The following is a 21,227-nucleotide window of genomic DNA, read 5'->3' as shown; positions in this document are numbered from 1 at the left end:
CTCGACCCCACGAGCGAGCAGGGAGCGAGGTGGCCCGTGGCGGGACGGATCCGCGCGGAGGACGTGCAGGCGGTCAAGGAGCGCTCCTCGATCACCGACGTCGTCCGTGAGCACGTCACCCTGCGCCCGGCGGGCATCGGCTCGATGAAGGGGCTGTGCCCCTTCCACGACGAGAAGACCCCGAGCTTCACCGTGCGCGAGACCGTGGGGGCCTACCACTGCTTCGGCTGCGGGGAGGGCGGCGACGTCATCTCCTTCGTGCAGAAGCTCGACCACCTCACCTTCGCCGAGGCCGTCGAGCGCCTCGCGGGCAAGCTCGGCATGGAGCTGCGCTACGAGGAGGGCGGCGGTCCGCGCGACGGCGTCGGCCTGGGCAAGCGCGGTCGACTGCTCGAGGCGCACCGCGCGGCGGCGGAGTTCTACCACGAGCGGCTGCTCGGCTCGCCCGAGGCGCGCATCGGGCGGGACTTCCTGCGGGAGAGGGGCTTCGCCTCGCCCGAGGCCAAGCTCTTCGGCATCGGCTACGCGCCGCGTGGCGGCGAGGAGCTCGCCCGGTACCTGCGGGGCAAGGGCTTCACCGACGACGAGCTGACCATCGGCGGGCTCTGCGGCAAGGGCTCGCGGGGGCTCTACGACCGCTTCCGTGGCCGGCTCATCTGGCCGATCCGCGACATCACCGGCGACACGATCGGGTTCGGCGCGCGGCGCCTCTACGACAACGACCGCATCGGGGCCAAGTACCTCAACACCACCGAGACCCCGATCTACAAGAAGTCGAATGTCCTCTACGGGCTCGACCTGGCCAAGAAGGCGATCCGCGACGAGCGCCAGGTCGTCGTCGTCGAGGGCTACACCGACGTCATGGCGGCACACCTGTCGGGGGTCGAGGGGGCGGTCGCGACGTGCGGCACGGCCTTCGGCGAGGACCACATCAAGGTCATCCGGCGCATCGTGCGCGACGAGGCGGACCTGGCGCCGGCCAAGGTGGTCTTCACCTTCGACGGCGACGCCGCGGGGCAGAAGGCCGCGATGAAGGCCTACGCCCAGGACGACAAGTGGGCCAGCCAGAGCTTCGTGGCCGTGGCCCGCGAGGGCATGGACCCCTGCGACCTGCGACTGCGGGAGGGTGACCTCGCGGTGCGCGAGCTCGTCGCCGACGCGGTCCCGATGTTCGAGTTCGCGGTGCGCACGACGCTGACCCGCTTCGACCTCGACACGGCGGAGGGCCGGGTGCGGGGCATGGGCGCCGTCGCGCCGATCATCAACAGCATCCGCGACTCCTCCCTTCGCCCGGAGTACGTGCGCACCGTCGCCGGCTGGGTCGGGGTCGAGGTCGAGCAGATGCGCGATGCCGTGACCCGCGCCGGGCGGATCCAGGCGCGCGACGAGGCGAAGGGGGAGCACCGCACCCAGCAGGAGGCCCCCGAGCCGACGGCCGCGGAGGCGGCCGGCGGCGTGCCGGCGCCCGATCTGCGCGACCCGATCGTCATGGCCGAGCGCCAGCTGCTCCAGTCGATCCTGCAGCACCCCTCGCTCTTCACGTCCGCCGATCTCGACGCCGTCGAGCCGGAGTCCTTCTCGGCCCCGGCGCACCGGGCGGTCTTCGACGCGATCCGCTCCGTCGGACCGCTGCTCGAGGGGCAGGCGCAGACGGCGTGGCACGCCCTCGTCGACGAGGCGACGCCGCTCGCCGTCTCCTCGCTGCTCGCCGAGCTGTCGGTGGCGCCGCTGCCGGTGGTCCACGACCAGTCGACCGGTCTGCCGCCGGCGAGCTACACCCGCTCGCTGCTCGTGAGGGTGCGCGAGGTGGCCGTCAGCCGACGCATCTCCGACGCGATGTCGCAGATGCGCCGCCTGGCGGCAGACCCGAGCGCCGACCCCTCGGCGCTGCGTGACCTGTCCCTGTCCCTGCAGTCGCTCGAGCGGCAGCGCGCCGCGCTGCGCGAGGAGATCGTGTGAGACCCGTGTGGTCCCGGTGGCAGCGCTCACGAGCGGTGCCCGTCCCCCCAGGTGTCGAGCTCGGCCGCGGCGAGCGGGTCCTCGCGACGGCGGCGGCCGGTGACGAGGTCGTCGTCATCACCTCGTACCGGCTCGTGGTCCCCGGCGGTCCGCTGGACGAAGGGAGGGCCTGGCACCTCGTCGACCGGGGCCGCTGGGACCCCGACACCGACGTGCTCACCGTGACCTGGGTCGACGGCGGGCCGGCGGGCAGCTGGACGATCCCCGAGCCCGGTGGGGTGCCTGACGCCTTCCACGAGCGGGTGCAGGCGAGCGTCGTCCTCGTCGAGGAGGTCACGATCGACCGAGCGCGCCGGGCACGGGTCGTCCTGCGCAAGGACCTCGAGTCCGGGCGGGTCCTCGCCCAGACGATCGTCGGGCGGGGCTGCGACCCCGACGACCCGCAGCTCGTGGCCGCGACCGAGGAGGTCGCAGCGCGGCTGGCGGAGCAGGTCGGGCGCGAGGCCTGATGACAGTCAACGAGCTGCCCGTCCTCGACCTCGCCGATCTCGACGCCGGCCCGGAGGCGGTCGAGCGCTTCCGTGACGAGCTGCGTCGAGCGACCCACGAGGTCGGCTTCTTCCACCTGCGCCATGGCATCGACCGTGCGGTCGTCGACGAGCTCTTCGACACGGCGCGGGCCTTCTTCGCGCTCCCCGAGGAGGACAAGCGCGCGATCGAGATGACGAGGAGCGCGCAGTTCCGCGGGTGGACGCGTCTGGGGGGCGAGCTGACCCAGGGGCAGGTCGACCACCGGGAGCAGATCGACATCGGCCCGGAGCGGCCGGCGCCCGTCGTCGCGGATCCGCCCTACCTGCGGCTCGACGGGCCCAACCAGTGGCCTGCCGCGCTGCCGCGGCTGCGCACCGTCATCGAGGCGTGGACCGAGCGCCTGGGCCACATCGGCCGACGCCTGATGTCGCAGTGGGCGCTCTCGCTCGGGGCGCCGGCCGACCACTTCGCGTCGACCTTCGACGACGCGTCGACGCTGCTCAAGCTCGTGCGCTACCCGGGCGCGGCCGGCGTCTCGCAGGGCGTGGGCGGACACAAGGACCCCGGCTTCCTCACCCTGCTGCTCATCGAGCCGGGCAAGGCCGGTCTGCAGGTCGAGACCGACGACGGCTGGATCGACGTGCCCCCGACCGACGACTGCTTCGTCGTCAACATCGGCGAGCTCATGGAGGCCGTCACCGACGGCTACCTGCGGGCGACGTCGCACCGGGTGACGGCGCCGCCCGTCGGCACCGAGCGGCTGTCCATCCCCTTCTTCTTCAACCCCGGCCTCGACGCCGAGGTGCCGGTCGTCCCCCTTCGTCCGGAGCTGGCGCAGGCCGCCCGTGGCATCACCCAGGACGCGTCCAACGTCATCTCCGCGCGCTACGGCGACAACCTGCTCAAGGCCCGTCTGCGGGCCCACCCGGACGTCGCGGCGATCCACCACCCCGACCTGGTGGACACGCCGGACTGATCCGGCCCCCCGTTTTCGTGTCGCGGCCACCTTCTTGCTATGGTGGCGCAGCGCTTCGGCGCGATCCCCTGTAGCTCAATTGGCAGAGCATTCGGCTGTTAACCGGAGGGTTGTTGGTTCGAGTCCAACCGGGGGAGCCAGCACGAGAGGCCCGCACGTCCACACGGACTGCGGGCCTCTCGCATGCCGCCTCAGCTCGAGGTCGGAGGGCCGTCGGACCCGCTCGGGCTGGGGGAGCGCGGAGCGGGGCAGTCGCCCAGCGTCGGGGGAGTGAGGGTGCGGGTCGGCAGACTCCAGCTGGTGCCGAGGTTGGCGCGCACTGCCCGCCGCCACGCACCGGTCTCGACCATGTCCGCGAGCGCATCATTGACGTCCTCGCACAGGACGGTGTCCTCGCGCCGCATGGCGACGCCCCAGCGCTCCTGGGTGAAGAGCCGGCCGGTCAGGCGCAGCCGGTCACGTCCCCTCGACTCCCGGGCGAAGGGGAGGAGGATCGCCGCGTCGGACGTGACCGCCTTGACCTTGTCCTGCTGCAGCATGGCGACGCAGTCGGAGATCGTCGGCTGCACGGTCAGGTGCAGGCCCGGGTAGGCGTCGACGAGCTCGTCGGTCGAGCGTGACCCCTGGACGGTGCAGACGGTGAAGCCACGCAGCTGCCGTGGCGAGCTGATCGTGCTGCGGGCGCGCACGAGCAGGTCCTGCCCGGTCGCCAGGTAGGGCCCGGCGAAGGTCACGTCGTCGGCTCGCTCCGGCGTCATCGAGTAAGCCGCGAGGACGAGGTCGGCCTGACCGGTCTCGAGGAGCGTCTCGCGCTGGTCGGTGACGGCCCGGACGAAGCTGATCCGCGAGATGCCGAGGTACTGCGCGACGTAGCGGGCGACGTCGACGTCGAGCCCGCTGTAGCTGCTGCCCTCGCGCAGGCCGACGCCCGGCTGGTCGTAGGAGATGGCCACCCGCAGCGTGCGGGGAAGGTCGGTCGCGTGCAGGCTGCGGCTCGGTCCCGACGTGCTCGACGGCGTGAGCGTCGAGGTGGACCCGGTCTCGGGGGGCTGGCCGCTGCCCGTCGGGTCGACGTCGACGGGTCGCACGCACGCGGTGAGCAGGGCAGCGCCGATGGCGGCGGCAGCCAGCGCACGGACACGGCGCACGTCGTCCCCCTTCGTCGGACGTGCCCATCCTCGCAGCCCGGTGACTAGGCTGCAGGTGTGACCACGACACTCGTCCTCTCCGTCATCGGCGACGACCGCGCCGGACTCGTCAAGGCTCTCGCCGACGTCATCGAGACCGGCGGTGGCAACTGGGAGCGCAGCCACCTGAGCGAGCTCGCGGGCAAGTTCGCCGGCATCGTCGTCGTCTCGGTGCCGAGCGACCGGGCCGATGCGCTGCGCACCGCGCTCGAGCCCCTGCAGGGTCTGCTCGACGTCACCGTCCACGACGGTAGTGCGCCCGCCGACCCGGCTGGGGGCGGCCAGGACGTGCGCGTCGAGCTGCTCGGCAACGACCGCCCCGGCATCGTCGGTGCGGTCTCGGGGGTGCTCGCCCAGCACGGGCTGAGCGTCGCCGAGCTCGTGAGCACGACGAGCGATGCCCCGATGGCGGGCGGACGGCTCTTCGAGGCGATCGCCGTCGCGACGGTGCCCGCCGGCACCGACCTCGACGCGCTGCAGGCCGACCTCGAGCGGCTCGCCACCGAGATCATGGTCGACCTGACCCTCAGCCCCCACGACGAGGAGGACTGAGGGACAGGCCGATCCGCCTCAGCGCTTGGCCGACGAGGAGGCGCGACCCCACGTGGTGCTGGTGTCGGCCGTCGCGAGCTGCCAGTAGCGCGCGGTGGAGGCATAGGCCTTGAGCGTCACCCGGCCGTAGCGGTCGGTCGTGCCGGACTTGACCCACTTCCAGGAGCAGGAGGAGCAGGTCTTCTGCCGGAGGGTGACCTTGGTGCCCGACCAGGCGCGGAAGCCGCTCGGGTAGGAGTTGGGGGAGTAGCGGGTGGCGGTCCCCTTGACCGTGACGTAGCTGCCCGCCCGGCTGGTGCTGATCGTCTGGCGGGCGCCGAGCTTGACCGTCATCTTCGTCGTGTTCTGGGTCATGTCGTTGTAGTTGTAGTCGAAGGCGCCCTCGGGCTGAACCGTGTAGGTGCCGAGCGGCTCCCAGCTGTACCAGTCGAGGGACTCGCTGGACGCACCGTCGAACCAGAACATGTCCTCGGGGCCCTGGGTCGGGTGGACGACGCTCCACGCAGCGTCCTCCGCGTACAGGAGGCACCCCTGGCTGTACTTGCCGGTGATCGTCCGGTAGTAGCTGGTGATCGAGACCTTGCTGGGGACGGTGATCCCGCAGGAGTAGGCGGCCTGGGCCGGGACCGCGGTGACCGCGATGGGGACGAGGGAGAGGGCGGCGGCAGCCGCGGCGCGCTTGAGCATGGGTGGATGACCTCGGATGAGCGAAGGGAGTGTGGCGGGGCAGCCCCCCGACCGAGGAGAAGATTAGAGCCAGCCGCCGACAACCACCAGACCCCATCGGGATCTTTGTCGGACGCCTCGGTCAGGAGGCCACTCACCCCTCGCTGCACGTGCTCAGTGCGCGGCCGGTCACCAGGTGTGCGCGACGTCCACGACGAGTCGCGAACCTCCCGTCGTGGGCGTGATGAAGGCGCGCATCGGCAGGCGGGCCCGCGTGCCGATGCCGAAGGTGCTCTGCCCCTCGAAGCTGCCCGCGAAGGCGATCTGGCGGAAGGTCCGGAAGCCGGTCACGTCGACCGCGTTGAGCTTCGAGCGGGGGTCGTAGGTCGCCCGACCGCGACTGTCGTAGGCCGGGCCGCGCACGATGACCCGCAGGTCGGCGTCGCCCTTGAGCCACACCCGCTTGCCCTGGCCCTCGGTGTAGACGGGCGCGTAGCGCACGTCGTAACCGCGCAGCGTTCCGCGCAGGTCGACGACGAAGCGGTCGAAGCAGGTGTGCCGACCGGCTCGTGCGTTGGTGATCTGCGACCACGACATCGTCGGGGCCTGCTTGGCCCAGGAACCCCAGCTGGTCGAGCACGCCGTGCTCGTCTGCGCCGCAGTCGGTTTCGCCTGCGCCGGTGCGCTCGCCAGAGCGCCTCCCGCGACGGCCATCGCCGCCGCGCACGTCGCGGCTGCCAGCCGCGCTCTCATCGATCTCGTCCTGCTCATGACGCCCACATCCCCTGACTCGGGCGGCGGCACCGTTGTCGCCGCATCCACCAAGGATGCTCCCGGCCAGACCGGTGCGCGAGAGGCTGTCGCCGAACGGCAACTCCGCAACACCCTGGGGTCTTGCGGAGTTGGAGACGGTGAGTGTGGTGGGGCCACTGGGGCTTGAACCCAGGACCGACGGATTATGAGTCCGCTGCTCTGACCGACTGAGCTATGGCCCCCTTCGCCCGCAGGCGACGGCGTGAGGTTACCCCGTCACGCCGCGCGACACGTGGTGAGGGAGGGGCCACGGTGAGGGCTGGTGCTCCTGTGGTAGTTGGGGCACAATGGCCGCACAAGCACGTTCGCGTGCACATATCGCTCGAGCAGCACGCCGCAGAGTGTCATTGCGCCGCAGCCGTTCGGTCCTTGCAGGGAGTGCCTGGCGTTGGGGAAGACGTCCATCGCACTCAAGGAGGATCAGGATGTCTGCAGGAAAGCGCATCAGCACCCGAGGTGTGGTGTTCATCCACAGCACCCCGACGGCCCTGTGCCCCCACATCACGTGGGCGCTCGAGTCCGTGCTGGATCAGGCTGTGTCACTGGACTGGACCGAGCAGCAGCTCGGCCGGTCGCTCAAGCGTGCCGAGTTCTCCTGGACGGGGGAGCCCGGCACCGGCGCCAAGCTGGCCTCCGCCCTTCGCGGCTGGGACAACGTGCGCTACGAGGTCACCGAGGAGCCCACGCCGGGGCTCGACGGCTCCCGCTGGAGCCACACGCCCACCCTCGGCATCCACCACGCGACGATCAGCGCGTCCGGCGACGTCGTCCTGCACGAAAACCGCCTGCGTGAGGTCATGACCCTCGCCCAGGGCGCCGGTGAGGCCGTCGAGGACATGCTCGGCGAGCTCCTCGGCGACGCCTGGGACGCCGAGCTCGAGCCATTCCGCCACGCGGGCGACGGTGCCCCCGTCCGGTGGCTGCACAAGGTCGGCTGACCGGACCCACCCACGCCCCATGATCGAAGGGGGCTGCGCACCCTCCTTGGCGCAGCCCCCTTCGCCATGCCCTGATGACGGTCCGACGGTCAGTCGTCGGCGGCGGCTCCGGCCGCGGTCGGGGCGGTCGCGAGAGCATCACCAGCGGTGCGTCCACGACGGTTGATTCGCCGCTCGAGCAGGCCCGCGAGCGAGGTCAGGCCCCAGTTGACGACGATGAAGACGATCGCGACGACGACGAGCGCGGCGAAGATGTTGGAGTGCAGCGACGAGAGGTTCTGCCCCTGCTGCAGCAGCTCCGGATAGGTGATGACGGTGCCGAGCGCGGTGTCCTTGAGGATGACGACGAGCTGGCTGACCAGCGCCGGCAGCATGGCGGTGACCGCCTGTGGGATCTGGATCGAGCGCAGCACCTGACCCGGCGACAGCCCCACCGCCAGGCCGGCCTCGCGCTGGCCGGAGGGCAGCGAGTGCACGCCCGAGCGCAGCAGCTCGGCCATGACCGCACCGTTGTAGAGGGTCAGCGCCGTGACGACCGCGGCCAGCGGGTTGATCTCCGCCGAGAAGACGCCGTTGTAGGCGTAGATCCCGAAGAAGAAGATCATCATGATCAGCACGGGGATCGCGCGGAAGAACTCGACGACCGCGCCGCTGAGCCAGCGGATGACCCGGTGGCCCGACAGCCGGCCCGAGCCGAAGACGAAGCCGAAGATGCTCGCGCCGAGGACCGACAGGGCGGCCGCCTTGACGGTGTTCCACAGCCCGAGGAGCAGGTAGTAGCGCCAGGTCTCCCAGGTGGCCATGGGCGACCACTTCGCGCCGGAGAACTCCTCGTACTCGTTGAGCTTGCCGACGACGACCCACAGGATCGCTGCGGCGACGAGCAGGCCGAGCACGGCGATGATCCGGTAGCGCATCCGCGCCTTGGGGCCGGGGTTGTCGAAGAGGACGGTCTGGGTGCTCATCGCTTCACCGCCATCCGCCGCGACAGGCTCGTCAGCCCGATGCCGATCGGCAGGGTGAGGAGCAGGAAGAAGCCGGCCACGAGGGCGAAGGTCACGTAGTTGAGGTCGGCCCGCAGCTCGATCGCCTCGCTCATGAAGGCCGCGGTCTCGGCGACGCCGATGGCCGCCGCGACGGTCGTGTTCTTGATGAGCGCGATGGTCACCGACGCCAGGGGCGCGATGGACCCGCGGATCGCCTGCGGCAGCACGACGTGGCGCAGGTTCTGCGTGAAGCCCAGGCCGATCGAGCGGGCGGCCTCGGCCTGGCCCGGCGGCACGGTGTTGATGCCGCTGCGGATCGCCTCGCAGACGAAGGAGGCGTGGTAGACGACGAGTCCGACGATCGCCCAGCGCACGCCGTTGTCGGTGATCGACGTCGGGCTGTTCTCGTCGGCGAGGTTGATGCCCAGGTCGTAGAGCATGACCATGATCGTGAAGGTGAGGATCAGCGTCAGCGGGGTGTTGCGCACGATGTTGACGTAGGCCGCCCCGGCGAAGCGGAAGATCGCCACCGGCGAGACCCGCATGATGGCGATGATCGTGCCGAGCACGAGAGCCCCCGCGAGGGAGAAGACGGCCAGCTTGATCGTCAGCCAGAAGGCTCCCCACACGTCGAACTGCTGGAAGAGCTCGCTCATCCACTACTCCTTGTCGATGGCGTCGTCAGCGGTGGGACGAAGGGGGCCGAGCGCACCTCGCGCAGGTGGCCGGCCCCCTTCGTCCACCCGGTCAGGAGCAGGCGTCGAGCTTCGGCGGGTTGGTCTTGGAGTCGACCTCGAAGCCGGCCGGCCCGAAGTTCTTCTCCACCGCCTTGTCCCACTCGCCGTCGTCGACCATCTTGGTCAGCGCCTCGTTGACCTGCTCGCACAACTCGGTGTCGCCCTTCTTCAGGCCGACGCCGTAGCGCTCCTCGGAGAAGGGCGCACCGACGACCTTGAGCTTGCCCTTGTACTGGTCCTGGGCCGCGTAGCCGGCGAGGATCGTGTCGTCGGTCGTCAGCGCGTCGAGCTGGCCCTTGGAGACCGCCTCGGCGCACTTGGAGTAGGTGTCGAACTCCTGGAGGTTGACGCCCGGGACCTCCTTCTTGACGTTTTCCGCGGAGGTGGAGCCGGTGACCGAGCACAGCTTCTTGCCGTCGAGGTCCTTGGGCCCGGTGATCTTGGCGTCGGTGGCGACGAGGAGGTCCTGGCCGGCGATGAAGTAGGGGCCGGCGAAGGAGACCTTCTCCTTGCGCTCGTCGGTGATCGAGTAGGTCGCGAAGATCAGGTCGACCTGGCCGGTGGCGATGAGGTCCTCGCGCTGCTTGCTCGGGGCCTGGACGAACTGCACGTCCGTCTTGCCGAGCTCCTTGGCCACGTAGTTGGCGACGTCCACGTCGAAGCCGGAGTAGGTGTTGCCCTCCTTCAGGCCGAGACCCGGCTGGTCGAACTTGATGCCGATCTTGATGCTGCTGTCGTCTCCGGAGCCACCGGATCCGCTCCCGCCCCCGCTGTCGCCGCCGCAGGCCGCCAGGCCCAGGGCGAGGACGAGGGTTGCTCCTGCTGCGCCGAGTCGTCGCGTCATCATGGTTGTTCCTCCTGGTTGGGTCGTGCGCTGGTCAGTGGCTGAGGATCTTGCCGAGGAAGTCCTTGGCGCGATCGCTGCGAGGGTTGGTGAAGAACTCCTCGGGCGTCGCCGTCTCGACGATCTGCCCGTCGGCCATGAAGACGACCCGGTCGGCCGCGCGCCGGGCGAAGCCCATCTCGTGGGTGACGACGATCATCGTCATGCCGGTCTGCGCGAGCTGGGTCATGACGTCGAGGACCTCGTTGATCATCTCGGGGTCGAGGGCCGACGTCGGCTCGTCGAAGAGCATGACCTTGGGGTCCATGGCGAGGGAGCGGGCGATGGCGACGCGCTGCTGCTGGCCGCCGGAGAGCTGGGCGGGGTACTTCGAGGACTGGGCGTCGACGCCGACCCGGGTGAGCAGCTCCTTGGCCCGGGCGGTCGCCTCGGCCTTGGACTTCTTGCGCACCTTGATCGGACCGAGCGTGACGTTGTCGAGGATCGTCTTGTGCGCGAAGAGGTTGAAGGACTGGAAGACCATGCCGACGTCGGCGCGCAGCCGGGCCAGCTCCTTGCCCTCCTCGGGCAGGGGCTTGCCGTCGACGGTGATGCTGCCCGACTCGAAGGTCTCCAACCGGTTGATCGTGCGGCACAGCGTCGACTTGCCCGACCCGGACGGCCCGATGACGACGACGACCTCGCCTCGGCCGACGGTGAGGTTGATGTCCTTGAGCACGTGGAGCTGCCCGAAGTGCTTGTTGACGTCGGTGAGGACGACGAGGGGCTCGTGGGTCCCGGTCTCGCGGGGCGCGGTGTCGCTCGGCATGCGACCGAACCTATCCCGCCCGAGTGTGCCCGTGGTCACGCACGCGCGCCGACGTGACCTGAGTGAGACACTCCGGTCACGCCGGCGCGGCGTGGGCTGGGCTCGTCAGAGCGGGATGTTGCCGTGCTCGCCGCGGCGAGCAGGCGCCTCCGCGAGGGCCGTCGCGACGGCCGAGCGGGTGCGGGTGGGCTCGACGATCTCGTCGACGACACCGATCTCGACCGCTCGCGGCAGACCGCCCGAGAGCCGGTCGTGCTCGTCGGCGAGCTGCTGCTCGACCTCGGCGACCTCCGACTCGTCGACCTCGGCGAGCCGTCGGCGGTGCAGGATGCGGATGGCCGCGACCGAGCCCATGACGGCCACGTGCGCCTCCGGCCAGGCGAAGACCTTCGTCGCGCCGAGCGAGCGCGAGTTCATCGCGATGTAGGCACCGCCGTAGGTCTTGCGGGTGACGACGGTGACCCGGGGGACGACGGCCTCGGCGAAGGCGTGCAGGAGCTTGGCACCCCTTCGCACGACGCCGTCCCACTCCTGGCCGACGCCGGGCAGGTAGCCGGGCACGTCGACGAGGACGACGAGCGGGACGCCGAAGGCATCGCACATGCGCACGAAGCGCGCCGCCTTCTCCGCGGAGGAGGAGTCGAGGCAGCCGCCCAGGCGCATGGGGTTGTTGGCGATGACGCCGACGGTGCGTCCCCCCATGCGGCCGAGGGTGGTGACGATGTTGGGTGCCCAGCGGCCGTGGAGCTCCTGCACCTCGCCGCTGTCGAGGAGCTGCTCGACGAGCGGGTGCACGTCATAGGCGCGCTTGGCCGACTCGGGCAGCTGCTCGGCGAGGTCGACGTCGGTCACCGCGTCGAGGTCGAAGTCGCCCTGGCTGCTCAGCAGCCGGCACAGCGTGCCGGCCCGACCGTAGGCGTCGTCGATCGACTCGGCGAGCACGTGGACCACGCCGGAGCGGCGGCCGTGCGGCTCGGGACCACCGAGGCGAAGGGCGTCGACGTCCTCGCCCGTGACCGACCGGACGACATCGGGTCCGGTGACGAAGATGCGGCCCTCGGGGGCGAGGATGACGATGTCGGTGAGGGCGGGACCGTAGGCGGCACCGCCGGCCGCGGCGCCGATGACGACGGAGATCTGCGGGATCTTGCCCGACGCGCGGGTCATGATCGCGAAGACCTCGCCGACGGCGTGCAGCGAGACGACCCCCTCGGGCAGGCGCGCCCCGCCGGAGTGCCACAGGCCGACGACGGGGACGCCGTCGGCGAGGGCGCGCTCGTAGGCGGCGACGACGACCTTGCAGCCGGCGACGCCCATGGCGCCGCCCATGATCGTCGCGTCGGAGGCGAAGACGACGACCGGCTGGCCGCCCACGGTGCCCGTCGCGGCGAGCATGCCCGAGTCGTCGTCGGGCGTGAGCAGCTCGACCGAGCCCTCGTCGACGAAGGCCGCGATGCGGTGGTTGGGGTTGCGCGGGTCCTGCTCGCGGGGGACCTTGACGCGCTTGCCGACCGCGGCGGAGGCGGCATTGGGCTGGCGGGTCACGAGTGCGTCCCGAAGGCGAGGGCGACGTTGTGCCCGCCGAAGCCGAAGCTGTTGTCGAGGACGAGCAGATCACCGTCGCCGAGCGGGCGAGGGGTGTCGCGGACGATGTCGAGGTCGACCGCCGGGTCGAGGTTCTCGATGTTGATCGTCGGCGGCGCGACCCGGTCGCGCACGGACAGCGCGGCGAAGATCGCCTCCAGGGCCCCGGCGGCTCCCAGGAGGTGGCCGGTCATCGACTTCGTGCCGCTGATGGCCATGTGGTCGGCGTCGGCGCCGAAGGCCCGGCGGATCGCGGCGACCTCGGCGACGTCGCCGACGGGCGTCGACGTCGCGTGCGCGTTGATGTGCACGAGGTCGGCCGGGGTGGCCCCGGCGTCGCGGACCGCGTCGGCCATGGCGCGGGAGGCGCCGGCGCCCTCGGGCTCGGGGGCCGCGATGTGGTGCGAGTCGGCGCTCACGCCGAAGCCGGCGAGGGTGCAGATGATGTCGGCGCCGCGGGCGCGGGCGTGCTCCTCGGACTCGAGGACGAGGATCGCGCCGCCCTCGCCGAGGACGAAGCCGTCACGGTCGGAGTCGTAGGGGCGCGAGGCGGTCTCGGGGGAGTCGTTGCGCGTGGAGAGCGCCTGCATCGCGGCGAAGCCGGAGATGGGCAGCGGGTGGATCGAGGCCTCGGAGCCACCGGCGATGACGACGTCGGCCTTGCCGTCACGGATGAGCTGGGCGCCGTAGCCGATCGACTCGGCGCCGGAGGAGCAGGCGGAGACGAGGGTGTGCGCACCGGCCCGGGCGCCGAACTCCAGGGAGACCGTTCCGGACGCCGAGTTGGGCATGAGCATCGGGATCGAGAGCGGGTAGACGCGACGAGGGCCCTTGGTGCGCAGGGCCTCCCACGCGGTGAGCAGGGTCTGCACGCCACCGATGCCGGTGCCGACGGCGCTGGCGAGGCGCTCCGGCTCGACCTCGGGGGAGCCGGCGTTGGTCCACGCCTCACGGGCGGCGACGAGGGCGTACTGGGCGAAGGGGTCGAGGCGCTTGGTCTCGACCTTCTTGAGCACCTCGGACACGGGGGTGGTCAGCTGCGCGGCGAAGCTCACCGGCAGCTCGAACTCCTCGACCCAGGAGGCGTCGAGGGCGCGCGCGCCGGGACGGCCGGCGAGCAGTGCCTGCCAGGTCTCCTCGGCGGTGCCGCCGAGCGGGGTCGTGGCTCCGACGCCGGTGACGACGACGGTGGGTCGGGGAGAGGACATGCGGGGCTCCTGTGGGTCGGTGGACGCGGCCGGGCGGTTCCCCCCTTCGCTCGTGACGAAGGGGGGAACGTCACCGGATCAGGCCGGCTGGTTGGCCTTGATGAAGTTGACGGCGTCGCCGACGGTCTTGAGGTTCTTGACCTCCTCGTCGGGGATCTTGGCCCCGAACTTCTCCTCGGCGGTGACGGCGATCGTCATCATCGACAGCGAGTCGACGTCGAGGTCGTCCGTGAAGGTCTTGTCGGCGGTCACCTCGGACGCGTCGACACCGGTCTCCTCCGAGACGATCTCGGCGAGGCCGTCGAGGATCTCCTGGTCGCTGAATGCCATGGAACTGCTCCTTCGTGTTGCGGGTTGGGGCGGTGTGCTGGCCCGATGACCCGTCGGACCGACGGGTGAACTAGGGGAGGGTCACGACCTGCGCGGCCCAGACGAGACCGGCACCGAAGCCGATCTGGAGCGCCAGACCGCCGGGCTCGACCTCGCCTTCGCGGAGCATGCGCTCCATCGCGAGGGGGACCGAGGCCGCGGAGGTGTTGGCCGTGGTGACGATGTCGCGGGCGATCGGCAGGTCGGCCGGCAGACCCAGGGTCTTGGCCATCTGGTCGATGATCCGCACGTTGGCCTGGTGGGGGATGAAGGCGGCGAGCTCGTCGGCGCGGACCCCGGCGACGTCGAGCGCTCGCTGGGCCTCCTTGGCCATCGACCACACGGCCCAGCGGAAGACGCTCGGACCCTCCATGATGATCGCCGGCCAGCGCAGGTCCCGGTCGTCCCGCAGCTCGGTCCAGGCATCGCGCTGCGTGATGAAGCGGTGCTTGTCGCCGTCGCTGCCCCACACGGTCGGGCCGATGCCCGGGGTCTCGCTGCGGGAGACGACAGCGGCACCGGCGCCGTCGCCGAAGATGAAGGCGGAGCCGCGGTCCTGCGGGTCGGTGAAGTCGAGCAGCTTCTCGACCCCGACGACGAGGACGTGCTCGGCGGTGCCGACACGGACCATGTCGTTGGCCACGGAGATCGCGTGGCAGTAGCCCGCACACGCGGCGGAGATGTCGAAGGCCGCTGCGCCGGAGCCGAGCCGGGCCGCGAGGATCGGGGCGGCGGCGGGCGTCTGGTAGGGGTGGGTCACCGTGGCGACGAGCACGGCGTCGACCTGGTCGGCGCCCAGGCCGGCGTAGTCGAGGGCCGCGCGCGAGGCGTGCTCGGCCATGTCGACGACGCTCTCGTCCTCGGCCGCCTTGTGGCGCGAGGCGATGCCGGAGCGCTCGCGGATCCACTCGTCGGAGGAGTCGATCGCCTCGATGATCTCGCTGTTGGGGACGACCCGCTCGGGGCGGTAGGCGCCGATGCCCGTGATGCGCGCGTGGTGCAGGACGTCGGGGACGCCCAGGGTCGAGGCGCTCACGCGATCGACCCCTCGGGGTGCAGGCGCAGCAGGGGCTGGCCGGGGGAGACCGGGTCGCCGTCCTCGACGAGCCACTCGACGACGGTGCCGCCGTGGTCGGCCCGCACCTCGAGCGTGTCGCGAAGGGAGGAGATGCGGGCGACGACGTCGCCCGGGGTGACGGCCGCGCCGGGAGCGCTCGAGCCGACCTCGACGGTGCCCTTGACCGGCGCGGTGACCAGGCGCCAGGTCGGCTGGGAGGCCGACCGCGCCGAGCCGTGCTCGCGCACCATGCGGTGGGCGGCCTCGAGGTCGTCGGGCGTCTTGAGGGCGAGCACCTCGACACCCTTGAGGCCGCGCTTGGCCAGACCGGTGAGGGCACCGGCCGGAGGGATCTCGATGACGCCGGTGACGCCGAGGTCCTTGAGCGTCTCCATGCACAGGTCCCAGCGCACCGGGTTGCTCACCTGGCTGACGATGCGCGAGAGCACCTCGCGGCCGGAGTGGATGACGGCACCGTCGACGTTGGAGACGAGCGGGACCCGGGCGTCGTGGGTCGAGACGGCTCGGGCGAGGCGGCCCATCTCGGCGACGGCGGGGGACATGTGCTCCGTGTGGAAGGCGCCGGCAACCTTGAGGGGCATGACCCGCGCCTTGGCCGGCGGGGCCTCGGCCAGGGCCGCGAGCTGCTCCATCGTGCCGGCGGCCACGACCTGACCGGCGCCGTTGACGTTGGCCGGGGTGAGGCCGTGCTGCTCGAGGACGGTGAGCACCTCGTCGGGGTCGCCACCGAGGACGGCGCTCATGCCGGTGGGGGTGGCCTGTGCCGCGGCGGCCATGCCGCGACCGCGCTCGCGGACGAGGACCATGGCCTGCTCGGCGGAGATGACGCCGGCGGCCGAGGCCGCGGTGATCTCACCGACGCTGTGGCCGGCACCGGCGCCGACGACGCGGAAGCCGTCGGCCGGGTGCTCGAAGAGCGCCAGCAGCGACAGCAGGCCCGCGGCGACGATGAGCGGCTGCGCGACCGCCGTGTCCTTGATCGTCTCCTCGTCGCTCGTCGTGCCGTGGGTGGCGAGGTCGATGCCGGCGACGGCGGACAGCCAGTGCAGGCGGTCGGCCACGCCGGGCAGCTCGAGCCAGGGAGAGAGGAAGCCGGGCGTCTGGGAGCCCTGACCGGGGCAGGTGATGGCGAGCACCCATCCAGAGTCGCGGGCGAAGGGCGGCGCGGGCGAGGTCGACCACGCCAGAGAATCACCCGTCGGAGTTGGAGGGTTCCTCCAAGATGGCGCCGAGGGTCAGGGCGACACGCACGGTGAAGGCCTCGTGCGGGTCGGTGAGGTCGTAGCCGGTGACCTCGCTGATCCGGCCGAGGCGGTAGCGCACCGTGTTGACGTGGACGATGAGGGCGCGGGAGGTCGCCTCGAGACCGGGGGAGTCGAGGTGGGTGCGTGCGGTCTCGAGCAGGCTCGGGTGCTCGGCGAGCCGGTGGTGCACCTGCTCGACGAGGGCGGCGTGGGCGAGGTCGTCGCCGGCGACGGCTCGCTCCCCGAGGAGGTCGTCCGCGGCGACCGGCCGTGGCCGACCCGGCCAGCCCGGGGCGGCGACGTGGCCGGCGACGGCGGCGTGGGCCGACACCGCACCCTCGGTGAGGTCGGTGACGAGCGGGCCGTGGACGAGATCGCCGTCGGCGAAGCAGCCGGCGAAGTCGGCGGCCGTGGCGGCCGGGTCGCCCACGGAGCCGACGACGGCGACGAGGCGGCTGCCCTGCACACCGGCGAGCACCGGCAGGTCGAGCCGCTGCGCCGTGCGGTGCACCTCGGCCACGGCGGCGGTCGGGTCGTCGTCATCCCCGTCGCTGCGGGGCGAGCCGCCCACGAGGACAACGACGTCGGTGACATCACCCCACCCCAGCGCCGCTGCTCTCGTGCGGATCGACTCGTCGACCTCGCCGCGCATGACCGCGTCGATGACGAGGGACTCGAGGCGGGCATCCCAGGCCCCTCGCTGCTCGGCAGCATGGGCGTAGACCTGGGCGGCGCCGAAGGCGATCTCGCGCGAGTAGCGCAGCACCGCGATGCGCAGGTCGGTGACGTCAGCAGGCTTGGCGAGCTCGTCGACGTGCTCCTCGACGACGTCGACCACGGAGCGGGCGAGCTCGAGGGTCTGGGCGAGGCTGATCGTGCGCGTCAGCTCCCGTGGTGCGGCGCCGAAGGTCGTGCGGGTGTCGGCCTGCTCGGTGCCGTCGAGCCACTCGATGAAGTTGGCGATCCCAGCCTGCGCGACGAGCGCCACCCAGGAGCGCTCCTGGGCGCTGAGCGTGGCGTACCAGTCGTGCGTCGCCTCGAGCCGCTGGGTCGCCGCCCGGGCCAGGTCGCCGCCCCTGCGACGGACCTGCCGACGGGTGGTCAGGGAGACGAGGCCACGGCGCGACACCCCGTCATCCTATGTGTGAAGACCACAAGAGGTCTCACGGGTCGCGAGCAGAACGGACGAAGGGAGGGTGCGGCCACATCGGCCGCACCCTCCCTTCGGGAGTGGTGCTCCTCCGCGGGCTCAGTCGGTGCCGAACTCCATCGCGGCGCGGTCGAGGGCGTCGTCCTCGTCGTCGACGTTGGCCGCGGCCGGGTTGGAGGCGATCTGGTCGCCACCGCCGGCCTCGAGCTCGCCCATGATCTCGAGGTAGCCACCGGAGAGCTGGTCCTGCGCGGCGTAGACCTCGAGCTTGCTGCGGCTGTCGGCGATGTCGAGGTTGCGCATCGTCAGCTGGCCGATGCGGTCGACCGGGCCGAAGGCGGCATTGTCGGTGCGCTCCATCGACAGCTTGTCGGGGTGGTAGCTGAAGTGCTCGCCCACGGTGTTGACGATCGTCCAGTCCTCGCCGCGGCGCAGGCGCACGGTGACCTCGCCGGTGACGACGGAGGCGACCCAGCGCTGCAGCGACTCGCGCAGCATGAGCGCCTGCGGGTCGAACCAGCGGCCCTCGTAGAGCAGCCGGCCGAGGCGGCGGCCCTCGGCGTGGTAGCTCGCGATGGTGTCCTCGTTGTGGATCGCGTTGAGCAGGCGCTCGTAGGTGAGGTGCAGCAGAGCCATCGCCGGGCCCTCGTAGATGCCGCGGGACTTCGCCTCGATGATGCGGTTCTCGATCTGGTCGGACATGCCCAGACCGTGGCGACCGCCGATGGTGTTGGCGGCCATGACGAGGGCGACGGCGTCGCCGCCGAAGTCGTCACCGTTGATCGCGACCGGGCGGCCGCGCTCGAAGCGCACGGTGACGTCCTCGGCCTCGATGGCGACCTGCGGGTCCCAGAAGCGCACGCCCATGATCGGTTCGACCGTCTCGAGCGAGACGTCGAGGTGCTCGAGGGTCTTCGCCTCGTGGGTGGCGCCCCAGATGTTGGCGTCGGTGGAGTAGGCCTTCTCCGCGCTGTCGCGATAGGGCAGGCCGCGCTCGGTGAGCCACTCGGACATCTCCTGGCGGCCGCCGAGCTCGGTGACGAAGTCGGCGTCGAGCCACGGCTTGTAGATGCGCAGGCCGGGGTTGGCCATGAGGCCGTAGCGGTAGAAGCGCTCGATGTCGTTGCCCTTGAAGGTCGAGCCGTCGCCCCAGATGGAGACGCCGTCCGCCTTCATCGCCCGCACGAGCAGCGTGCCGGTGACGGCACGGCCGAGCGGGGTGGTGTTGAAGTAGGTGCGGCCGCCGCTGCGGATGTGGAAGGCGCCGCACGCGATCGCGGACAGGCCCTCCTCGACGAGCGGGCCCTTGCAGTCGACGAGGCGGGAGAGCTCGGAGCCGTACTGGCCGGCGCGACCGGGGATCGACTCGATGTCGTCCTCGTCGTACTGGCCGAGGTCGGCGGTGTACGTGCACGGCACCGCCCCCTTCTCGCGCATCCACGCGACGGCCACCGAGGTGTCGAGACCGCCGGAGAAGGCGATGCCGACACGTTCACCAACAGGGAGGGAAGTCAGTACCTTGGACACGCCCCCACCCTAGGACCTCGGCAGCCCGTCGCCGTCCCCGGTCCGCGACTCGGAGGCGAAGGGGGACTCCCGTGCGTTCATCGACTGGTCACGACGGCGACACGGTGATGTCGGCAGATGGTGAGCACGACGCCCCTACCGTCCCCGACATGCACCCCACGAAGATCGCCACCGGACTCCTGGCTGCCGCCGCGCTCGTCGCGCCGCTGGCCACCTCGACCGCCGCCACCGCGGCCCCTGACGCCCAGGTCCAGGCCGCGTCGGGCAACCCCGGCTACCGGGAGAAGAACATGGCAGACCCGCTCGTCCTCGCCCACCGCGGCGCCTCGGGCTACCGCCCCGAGCACACCCTCGCCGCCTACGACCTGGCCGTCGAGCAGGGCGCCGACTACATCGAGCCCGACCTCGTCATGACCAAGGACGGCGTCCTCGTCGACCGCCACGAGCCGGAGATCTCGGGCACCACCGATGTCGCCGACCACCCGGAGTTCGCCGACCGCAGGACGACGAAGAACCTCGACGGCACGCAGGTCACCGGCTGGTTCGTCGACGACTTCACCCTCGCCGAGCTGAAGACGCTGCGCGCCAAGGAGCGCCTGGGTGACATGCGTCCGGAGTCCCGGGGCTATGACGGCCAGTTCGAGGTGCCGACCTTCGAGGAGGTCCTGGCCAAGCGAGAGACCCTCTCTCGCAAGACCGGTCGCGTCATCGGCATCATCCCGGAGATCAAGCACTCGACCTACCTCCACGACGAGGGCTTCGACCCCGAGGCCGAGGTCGCCCGTCTGGTGACGACGTACCACCTCAACCACCCCAAGGCCCCGCTGTGGGTCCAGTCCTTCGAGCTCACCGCGCTCAAGGACCTGCGCGACGAGCACGGCTACAAGGGCAAGAGCACCTTCCTCACGACGGTCAAGGGCGGCCCCTACGACCTGCACGAGCAGGGCACGACCTATGCCGAGCTGACCACCGCTTCGTCGATGCAGGACCTGTCGCAGTGGATCGACGGCTTCGGCCCGGAGAAGAACGCCGTCATCGCCCGCAACTCCGACGGCAGCCTGGGTGAGCCGACGAGCTTCGTCGAGGACGCCCACGCCGCGGGGCTGAAGGTCACGCCGTGGACCTTCCGCGCCGAGAACACCTTCCTCCCGACGGACTACCGGATCGGCACCGACCCGGCCGCCCACGGTCGGATGGCCGACGAGGTCACCCGCTTCTACGAGGTCGGCATCGACGGCGCCTTCTGCGACCAGCCCGACATCTGCGTCGAGGCCCGCGAGGACTTCCTCGCCGACAACTGATCCACCTGACGAAGGGAGGTCCGCACCCGGTGCGGACCTCCCTTCGTCGTGCGCGGTGGACGCAAGGAGCCTCGGAACCTCCTCCGGTGGTCACCGCTGGTCAATTGACCTCGGCGGGCGGGTCAGACGGGGACGAGGGGGGTGTGCGGCTCGGGCGGCAGCACGACCTCGATCGGGTCGCCCGGGCGCACGCTGCCGCCGACCTCGACGACCGACATCACGCCGGCCCGCCGCTCGATGCCGACGCCGTCGAGGGCCTGCACGCCGCCCGTGGGGCCCAGCTCGACCTGCGAGTCGGTGCGGGTGGCCACGCCGTCGACGCGGCGGACGACGACCTTGAGCAGCCCGTGCGAGTGCTCGTCGATCTGCCGGCAGGGGTTGCGCAGCCCGGTGAGCCGCACGACGGCCTCACCCAGGTGCAGGCGGGTGCCCTCGGGCAGGGCGAGCAGGTCGACTCCGTCGGTGAGCACGTTCTCGCCGAGAGAGCCCGGGCCGATGTCGTGCCCGGCCGCTCGGGCCTCCTCGAGGAGGTCGGCCTGGATGAGGTGGACCTGGCGCAGGTTGGGCTGGTTGGGGTCGCGCCGCACCCGGGACCGGTGCTGCACGAGGGTCCCGGCGTGGGCATCACCGCGCACGCCAAGGCCGGCGACGAGCTCGATGGCCTCGCGCGGTTGCTTGCTGAAGCGGTGCAGCTCGTCGCTGCTCACGGACCTGACGAAGGGGGTGCCCACGCGGCGATCCTGCCATGCGTGGGCACACCCCCAGTCCC

21 protein-coding genes and 2 tRNA genes are annotated in these 21,227 nt (G+C 71.2%); 7 read left to right on the top strand and 16 right to left on the bottom strand.

Annotated elements, in window-relative coordinates:
• Window positions 1–36 precede the first annotated feature (36 nt).
• The 4 genes from dnaG (at window position 37) to ACQBJO_RS10215 (ending at window position 3,606) form a co-directional block, all read left to right on the top strand.
• Window positions 37–1,959 (top strand): DNA primase, encoded by a 1,923-nt coding sequence (gene dnaG / locus ACQBJO_RS10230; RefSeq protein WP_421009010.1) that lies wholly within the window; start codon window positions 37–39, stop codon window positions 1,957–1,959.
• A 35-nt stretch (window positions 1,960–1,994) separates the two neighbouring features.
• Window positions 1,995–2,468 (top strand): hypothetical protein, encoded by a 474-nt coding sequence (locus ACQBJO_RS10225; protein ID WP_421009011.1) that lies wholly within the window; start codon window positions 1,995–1,997, stop codon window positions 2,466–2,468.
• Window positions 2,468–3,466, top strand: coding sequence for an isopenicillin N synthase family dioxygenase (locus tag ACQBJO_RS10220; protein ID WP_421009012.1), 999 nt, complete (start codon window positions 2,468–2,470; stop codon window positions 3,464–3,466). Before ACQBJO_RS10225 ends, ACQBJO_RS10220 begins: the two co-directional genes overlap by 1 nt.
• 64 nt (window positions 3,467–3,530) lie before the next feature.
• Window positions 3,531–3,606: transfer RNA gene (locus ACQBJO_RS10215), tRNA-Asn, on the top strand.
• Window positions 3,607–3,657: 51 nt separating this feature from the next.
• Here the strand turns inward: ACQBJO_RS10215 and ACQBJO_RS10210 are convergent.
• A complete protein-coding gene (locus ACQBJO_RS10210) occupies window positions 3,658–4,614 on the bottom strand; it encodes a transporter substrate-binding domain-containing protein (protein WP_421009013.1) in 957 nt (318 codons plus the stop codon).
• A 57-nt stretch (window positions 4,615–4,671) separates the two neighbouring features.
• Between ACQBJO_RS10210 and ACQBJO_RS10205 the strand changes: the two genes are divergently transcribed.
• The gene (locus tag ACQBJO_RS10205; RefSeq protein ID WP_421009014.1) at window positions 4,672–5,205 is read left to right on the top strand and encodes a glycine cleavage system protein R; all 534 of its coding nucleotides are present in this window, start codon (window positions 4,672–4,674) and stop codon (window positions 5,203–5,205) included.
• An 18-nt stretch (window positions 5,206–5,223) separates the two neighbouring features.
• Here ACQBJO_RS10205 and ACQBJO_RS10200 read toward each other — a convergent pair whose 3' ends face one another.
• From ACQBJO_RS10200 to ACQBJO_RS10190, 3 genes are all read right to left on the bottom strand, one after another.
• Window positions 5,224–5,892, bottom strand: coding sequence for a hypothetical protein (locus ACQBJO_RS10200; RefSeq protein ID WP_421009015.1), 669 nt, complete (start codon window positions 5,890–5,892; stop codon window positions 5,224–5,226).
• Window positions 5,893–6,060: 168 nt separating this feature from the next.
• Window positions 6,061–6,624 (bottom strand): AMIN-like domain-containing (lipo)protein, encoded by a 564-nt coding sequence (locus tag ACQBJO_RS10195; protein ID WP_421009070.1) that lies wholly within the window; start codon window positions 6,622–6,624, stop codon window positions 6,061–6,063.
• Window positions 6,625–6,789: 165 nt separating this feature from the next.
• Window positions 6,790–6,866 (bottom strand) — tRNA-Ile (locus tag ACQBJO_RS10190).
• A gap of 243 nt (window positions 6,867–7,109) precedes the next feature.
• Here ACQBJO_RS10190 and ACQBJO_RS10185 point away from each other — a divergent pair.
• Complete coding sequence (locus tag ACQBJO_RS10185; RefSeq protein WP_255183698.1) at window positions 7,110–7,622, top strand: DUF3145 domain-containing protein; 513 nt, start codon at window positions 7,110–7,112, stop codon at window positions 7,620–7,622.
• Between the two features lie 89 nt (window positions 7,623–7,711).
• On the opposite strand, the gene ACQBJO_RS10180 is transcribed toward ACQBJO_RS10185, so the two are convergent.
• From ACQBJO_RS10180 to argG, 11 genes are all read right to left on the bottom strand, one after another.
• Window positions 7,712–8,587, bottom strand: a complete 876-nt coding sequence (locus tag ACQBJO_RS10180; RefSeq protein WP_421009016.1) for an amino acid ABC transporter permease — start codon at window positions 8,585–8,587, stop codon at window positions 7,712–7,714.
• The gene (locus tag ACQBJO_RS10175; protein WP_255183694.1) at window positions 8,584–9,264 is read right to left on the bottom strand and encodes an amino acid ABC transporter permease; all 681 of its coding nucleotides are present in this window, start codon (window positions 9,262–9,264) and stop codon (window positions 8,584–8,586) included. The genes ACQBJO_RS10180 and ACQBJO_RS10175 overlap by 4 nt, the downstream gene beginning before the upstream one ends.
• 91 nt (window positions 9,265–9,355) lie before the next feature.
• On the bottom strand, window positions 9,356–10,192 hold the full coding sequence (locus ACQBJO_RS10170; protein WP_421009017.1) for a glutamate ABC transporter substrate-binding protein: 837 nt from the start codon (window positions 10,190–10,192) through the stop codon (window positions 9,356–9,358).
• A 31-nt stretch (window positions 10,193–10,223) separates the two neighbouring features.
• Window positions 10,224–10,997, bottom strand: coding sequence for an amino acid ABC transporter ATP-binding protein (locus ACQBJO_RS10165; protein WP_255183692.1), 774 nt, complete (start codon window positions 10,995–10,997; stop codon window positions 10,224–10,226).
• Between the two features lie 105 nt (window positions 10,998–11,102).
• Window positions 11,103–12,542, bottom strand: a complete 1,440-nt coding sequence (locus ACQBJO_RS10160) for an acyl-CoA carboxylase subunit beta (RefSeq protein WP_427801061.1) — start codon at window positions 12,540–12,542, stop codon at window positions 11,103–11,105.
• The gene (gene fabF, locus ACQBJO_RS10155; RefSeq protein ID WP_421009018.1) at window positions 12,539–13,789 is read right to left on the bottom strand and encodes a beta-ketoacyl-ACP synthase II; all 1,251 of its coding nucleotides are present in this window, start codon (window positions 13,787–13,789) and stop codon (window positions 12,539–12,541) included. The genes ACQBJO_RS10160 and fabF overlap by 4 nt, the downstream gene beginning before the upstream one ends.
• A 78-nt stretch (window positions 13,790–13,867) precedes the next feature.
• Entirely contained in the window at window positions 13,868–14,119 is a 252-nt protein-coding gene (locus ACQBJO_RS10150) for an acyl carrier protein (RefSeq protein ID WP_255183689.1), read from the bottom strand.
• A gap of 70 nt (window positions 14,120–14,189) precedes the next feature.
• Entirely contained in the window at window positions 14,190–15,194 is a 1,005-nt protein-coding gene (locus tag ACQBJO_RS10145) for a beta-ketoacyl-ACP synthase III (RefSeq protein WP_255183688.1), read from the bottom strand.
• Window positions 15,191–16,372 carry an acyltransferase domain-containing protein gene (locus ACQBJO_RS10140; RefSeq protein ID WP_369694806.1) on the bottom strand — a complete coding sequence of 394 codons (1,182 nt, stop codon included), beginning with the start codon at window positions 16,370–16,372 and terminating at the stop codon, window positions 15,191–15,193. The genes ACQBJO_RS10145 and ACQBJO_RS10140 overlap by 4 nt, the downstream gene beginning before the upstream one ends.
• 55 nt (window positions 16,373–16,427) lie before the next feature.
• Window positions 16,428–17,609 carry a PucR family transcriptional regulator gene (locus ACQBJO_RS10135; RefSeq protein WP_421009019.1) on the bottom strand — a complete coding sequence of 394 codons (1,182 nt, stop codon included), beginning with the start codon at window positions 17,607–17,609 and terminating at the stop codon, window positions 16,428–16,430.
• Window positions 17,610–17,729: 120 nt separating this feature from the next.
• A complete protein-coding gene (gene argG / locus ACQBJO_RS10130; protein WP_421009020.1) occupies window positions 17,730–19,157 on the bottom strand; it encodes an argininosuccinate synthase in 1,428 nt (475 codons plus the stop codon).
• Window positions 19,158–19,306: 149 nt separating this feature from the next.
• Between argG and ACQBJO_RS10125 the strand changes: the two genes are divergently transcribed.
• Window positions 19,307–20,458 (top strand): glycerophosphodiester phosphodiesterase family protein, encoded by a 1,152-nt coding sequence (locus ACQBJO_RS10125; RefSeq protein ID WP_255183685.1) that lies wholly within the window; start codon window positions 19,307–19,309, stop codon window positions 20,456–20,458.
• Window positions 20,459–20,580: 122 nt separating this feature from the next.
• Here the strand turns inward: ACQBJO_RS10125 and ACQBJO_RS10120 are convergent, their stop codons facing one another.
• Window positions 20,581–21,189 carry an MOSC domain-containing protein gene (locus tag ACQBJO_RS10120; RefSeq protein ID WP_421009021.1) on the bottom strand — a complete coding sequence of 203 codons (609 nt, stop codon included), beginning with the start codon at window positions 21,187–21,189 and terminating at the stop codon, window positions 20,581–20,583.
• Window positions 21,190–21,227: the final 38 nt, after the last annotated feature.

This window comes from Janibacter zhangyanbonis, from assembly GCF_050507325.1.
In the GTDB taxonomy this organism is placed as follows: Bacteria; Actinomycetota; Actinomycetes; order Actinomycetales; family Dermatophilaceae; genus Janibacter.
Note: the sequence above shows the minus strand (reverse complement) of the source record. Positions and strands in the feature narration are given on the sequence as shown.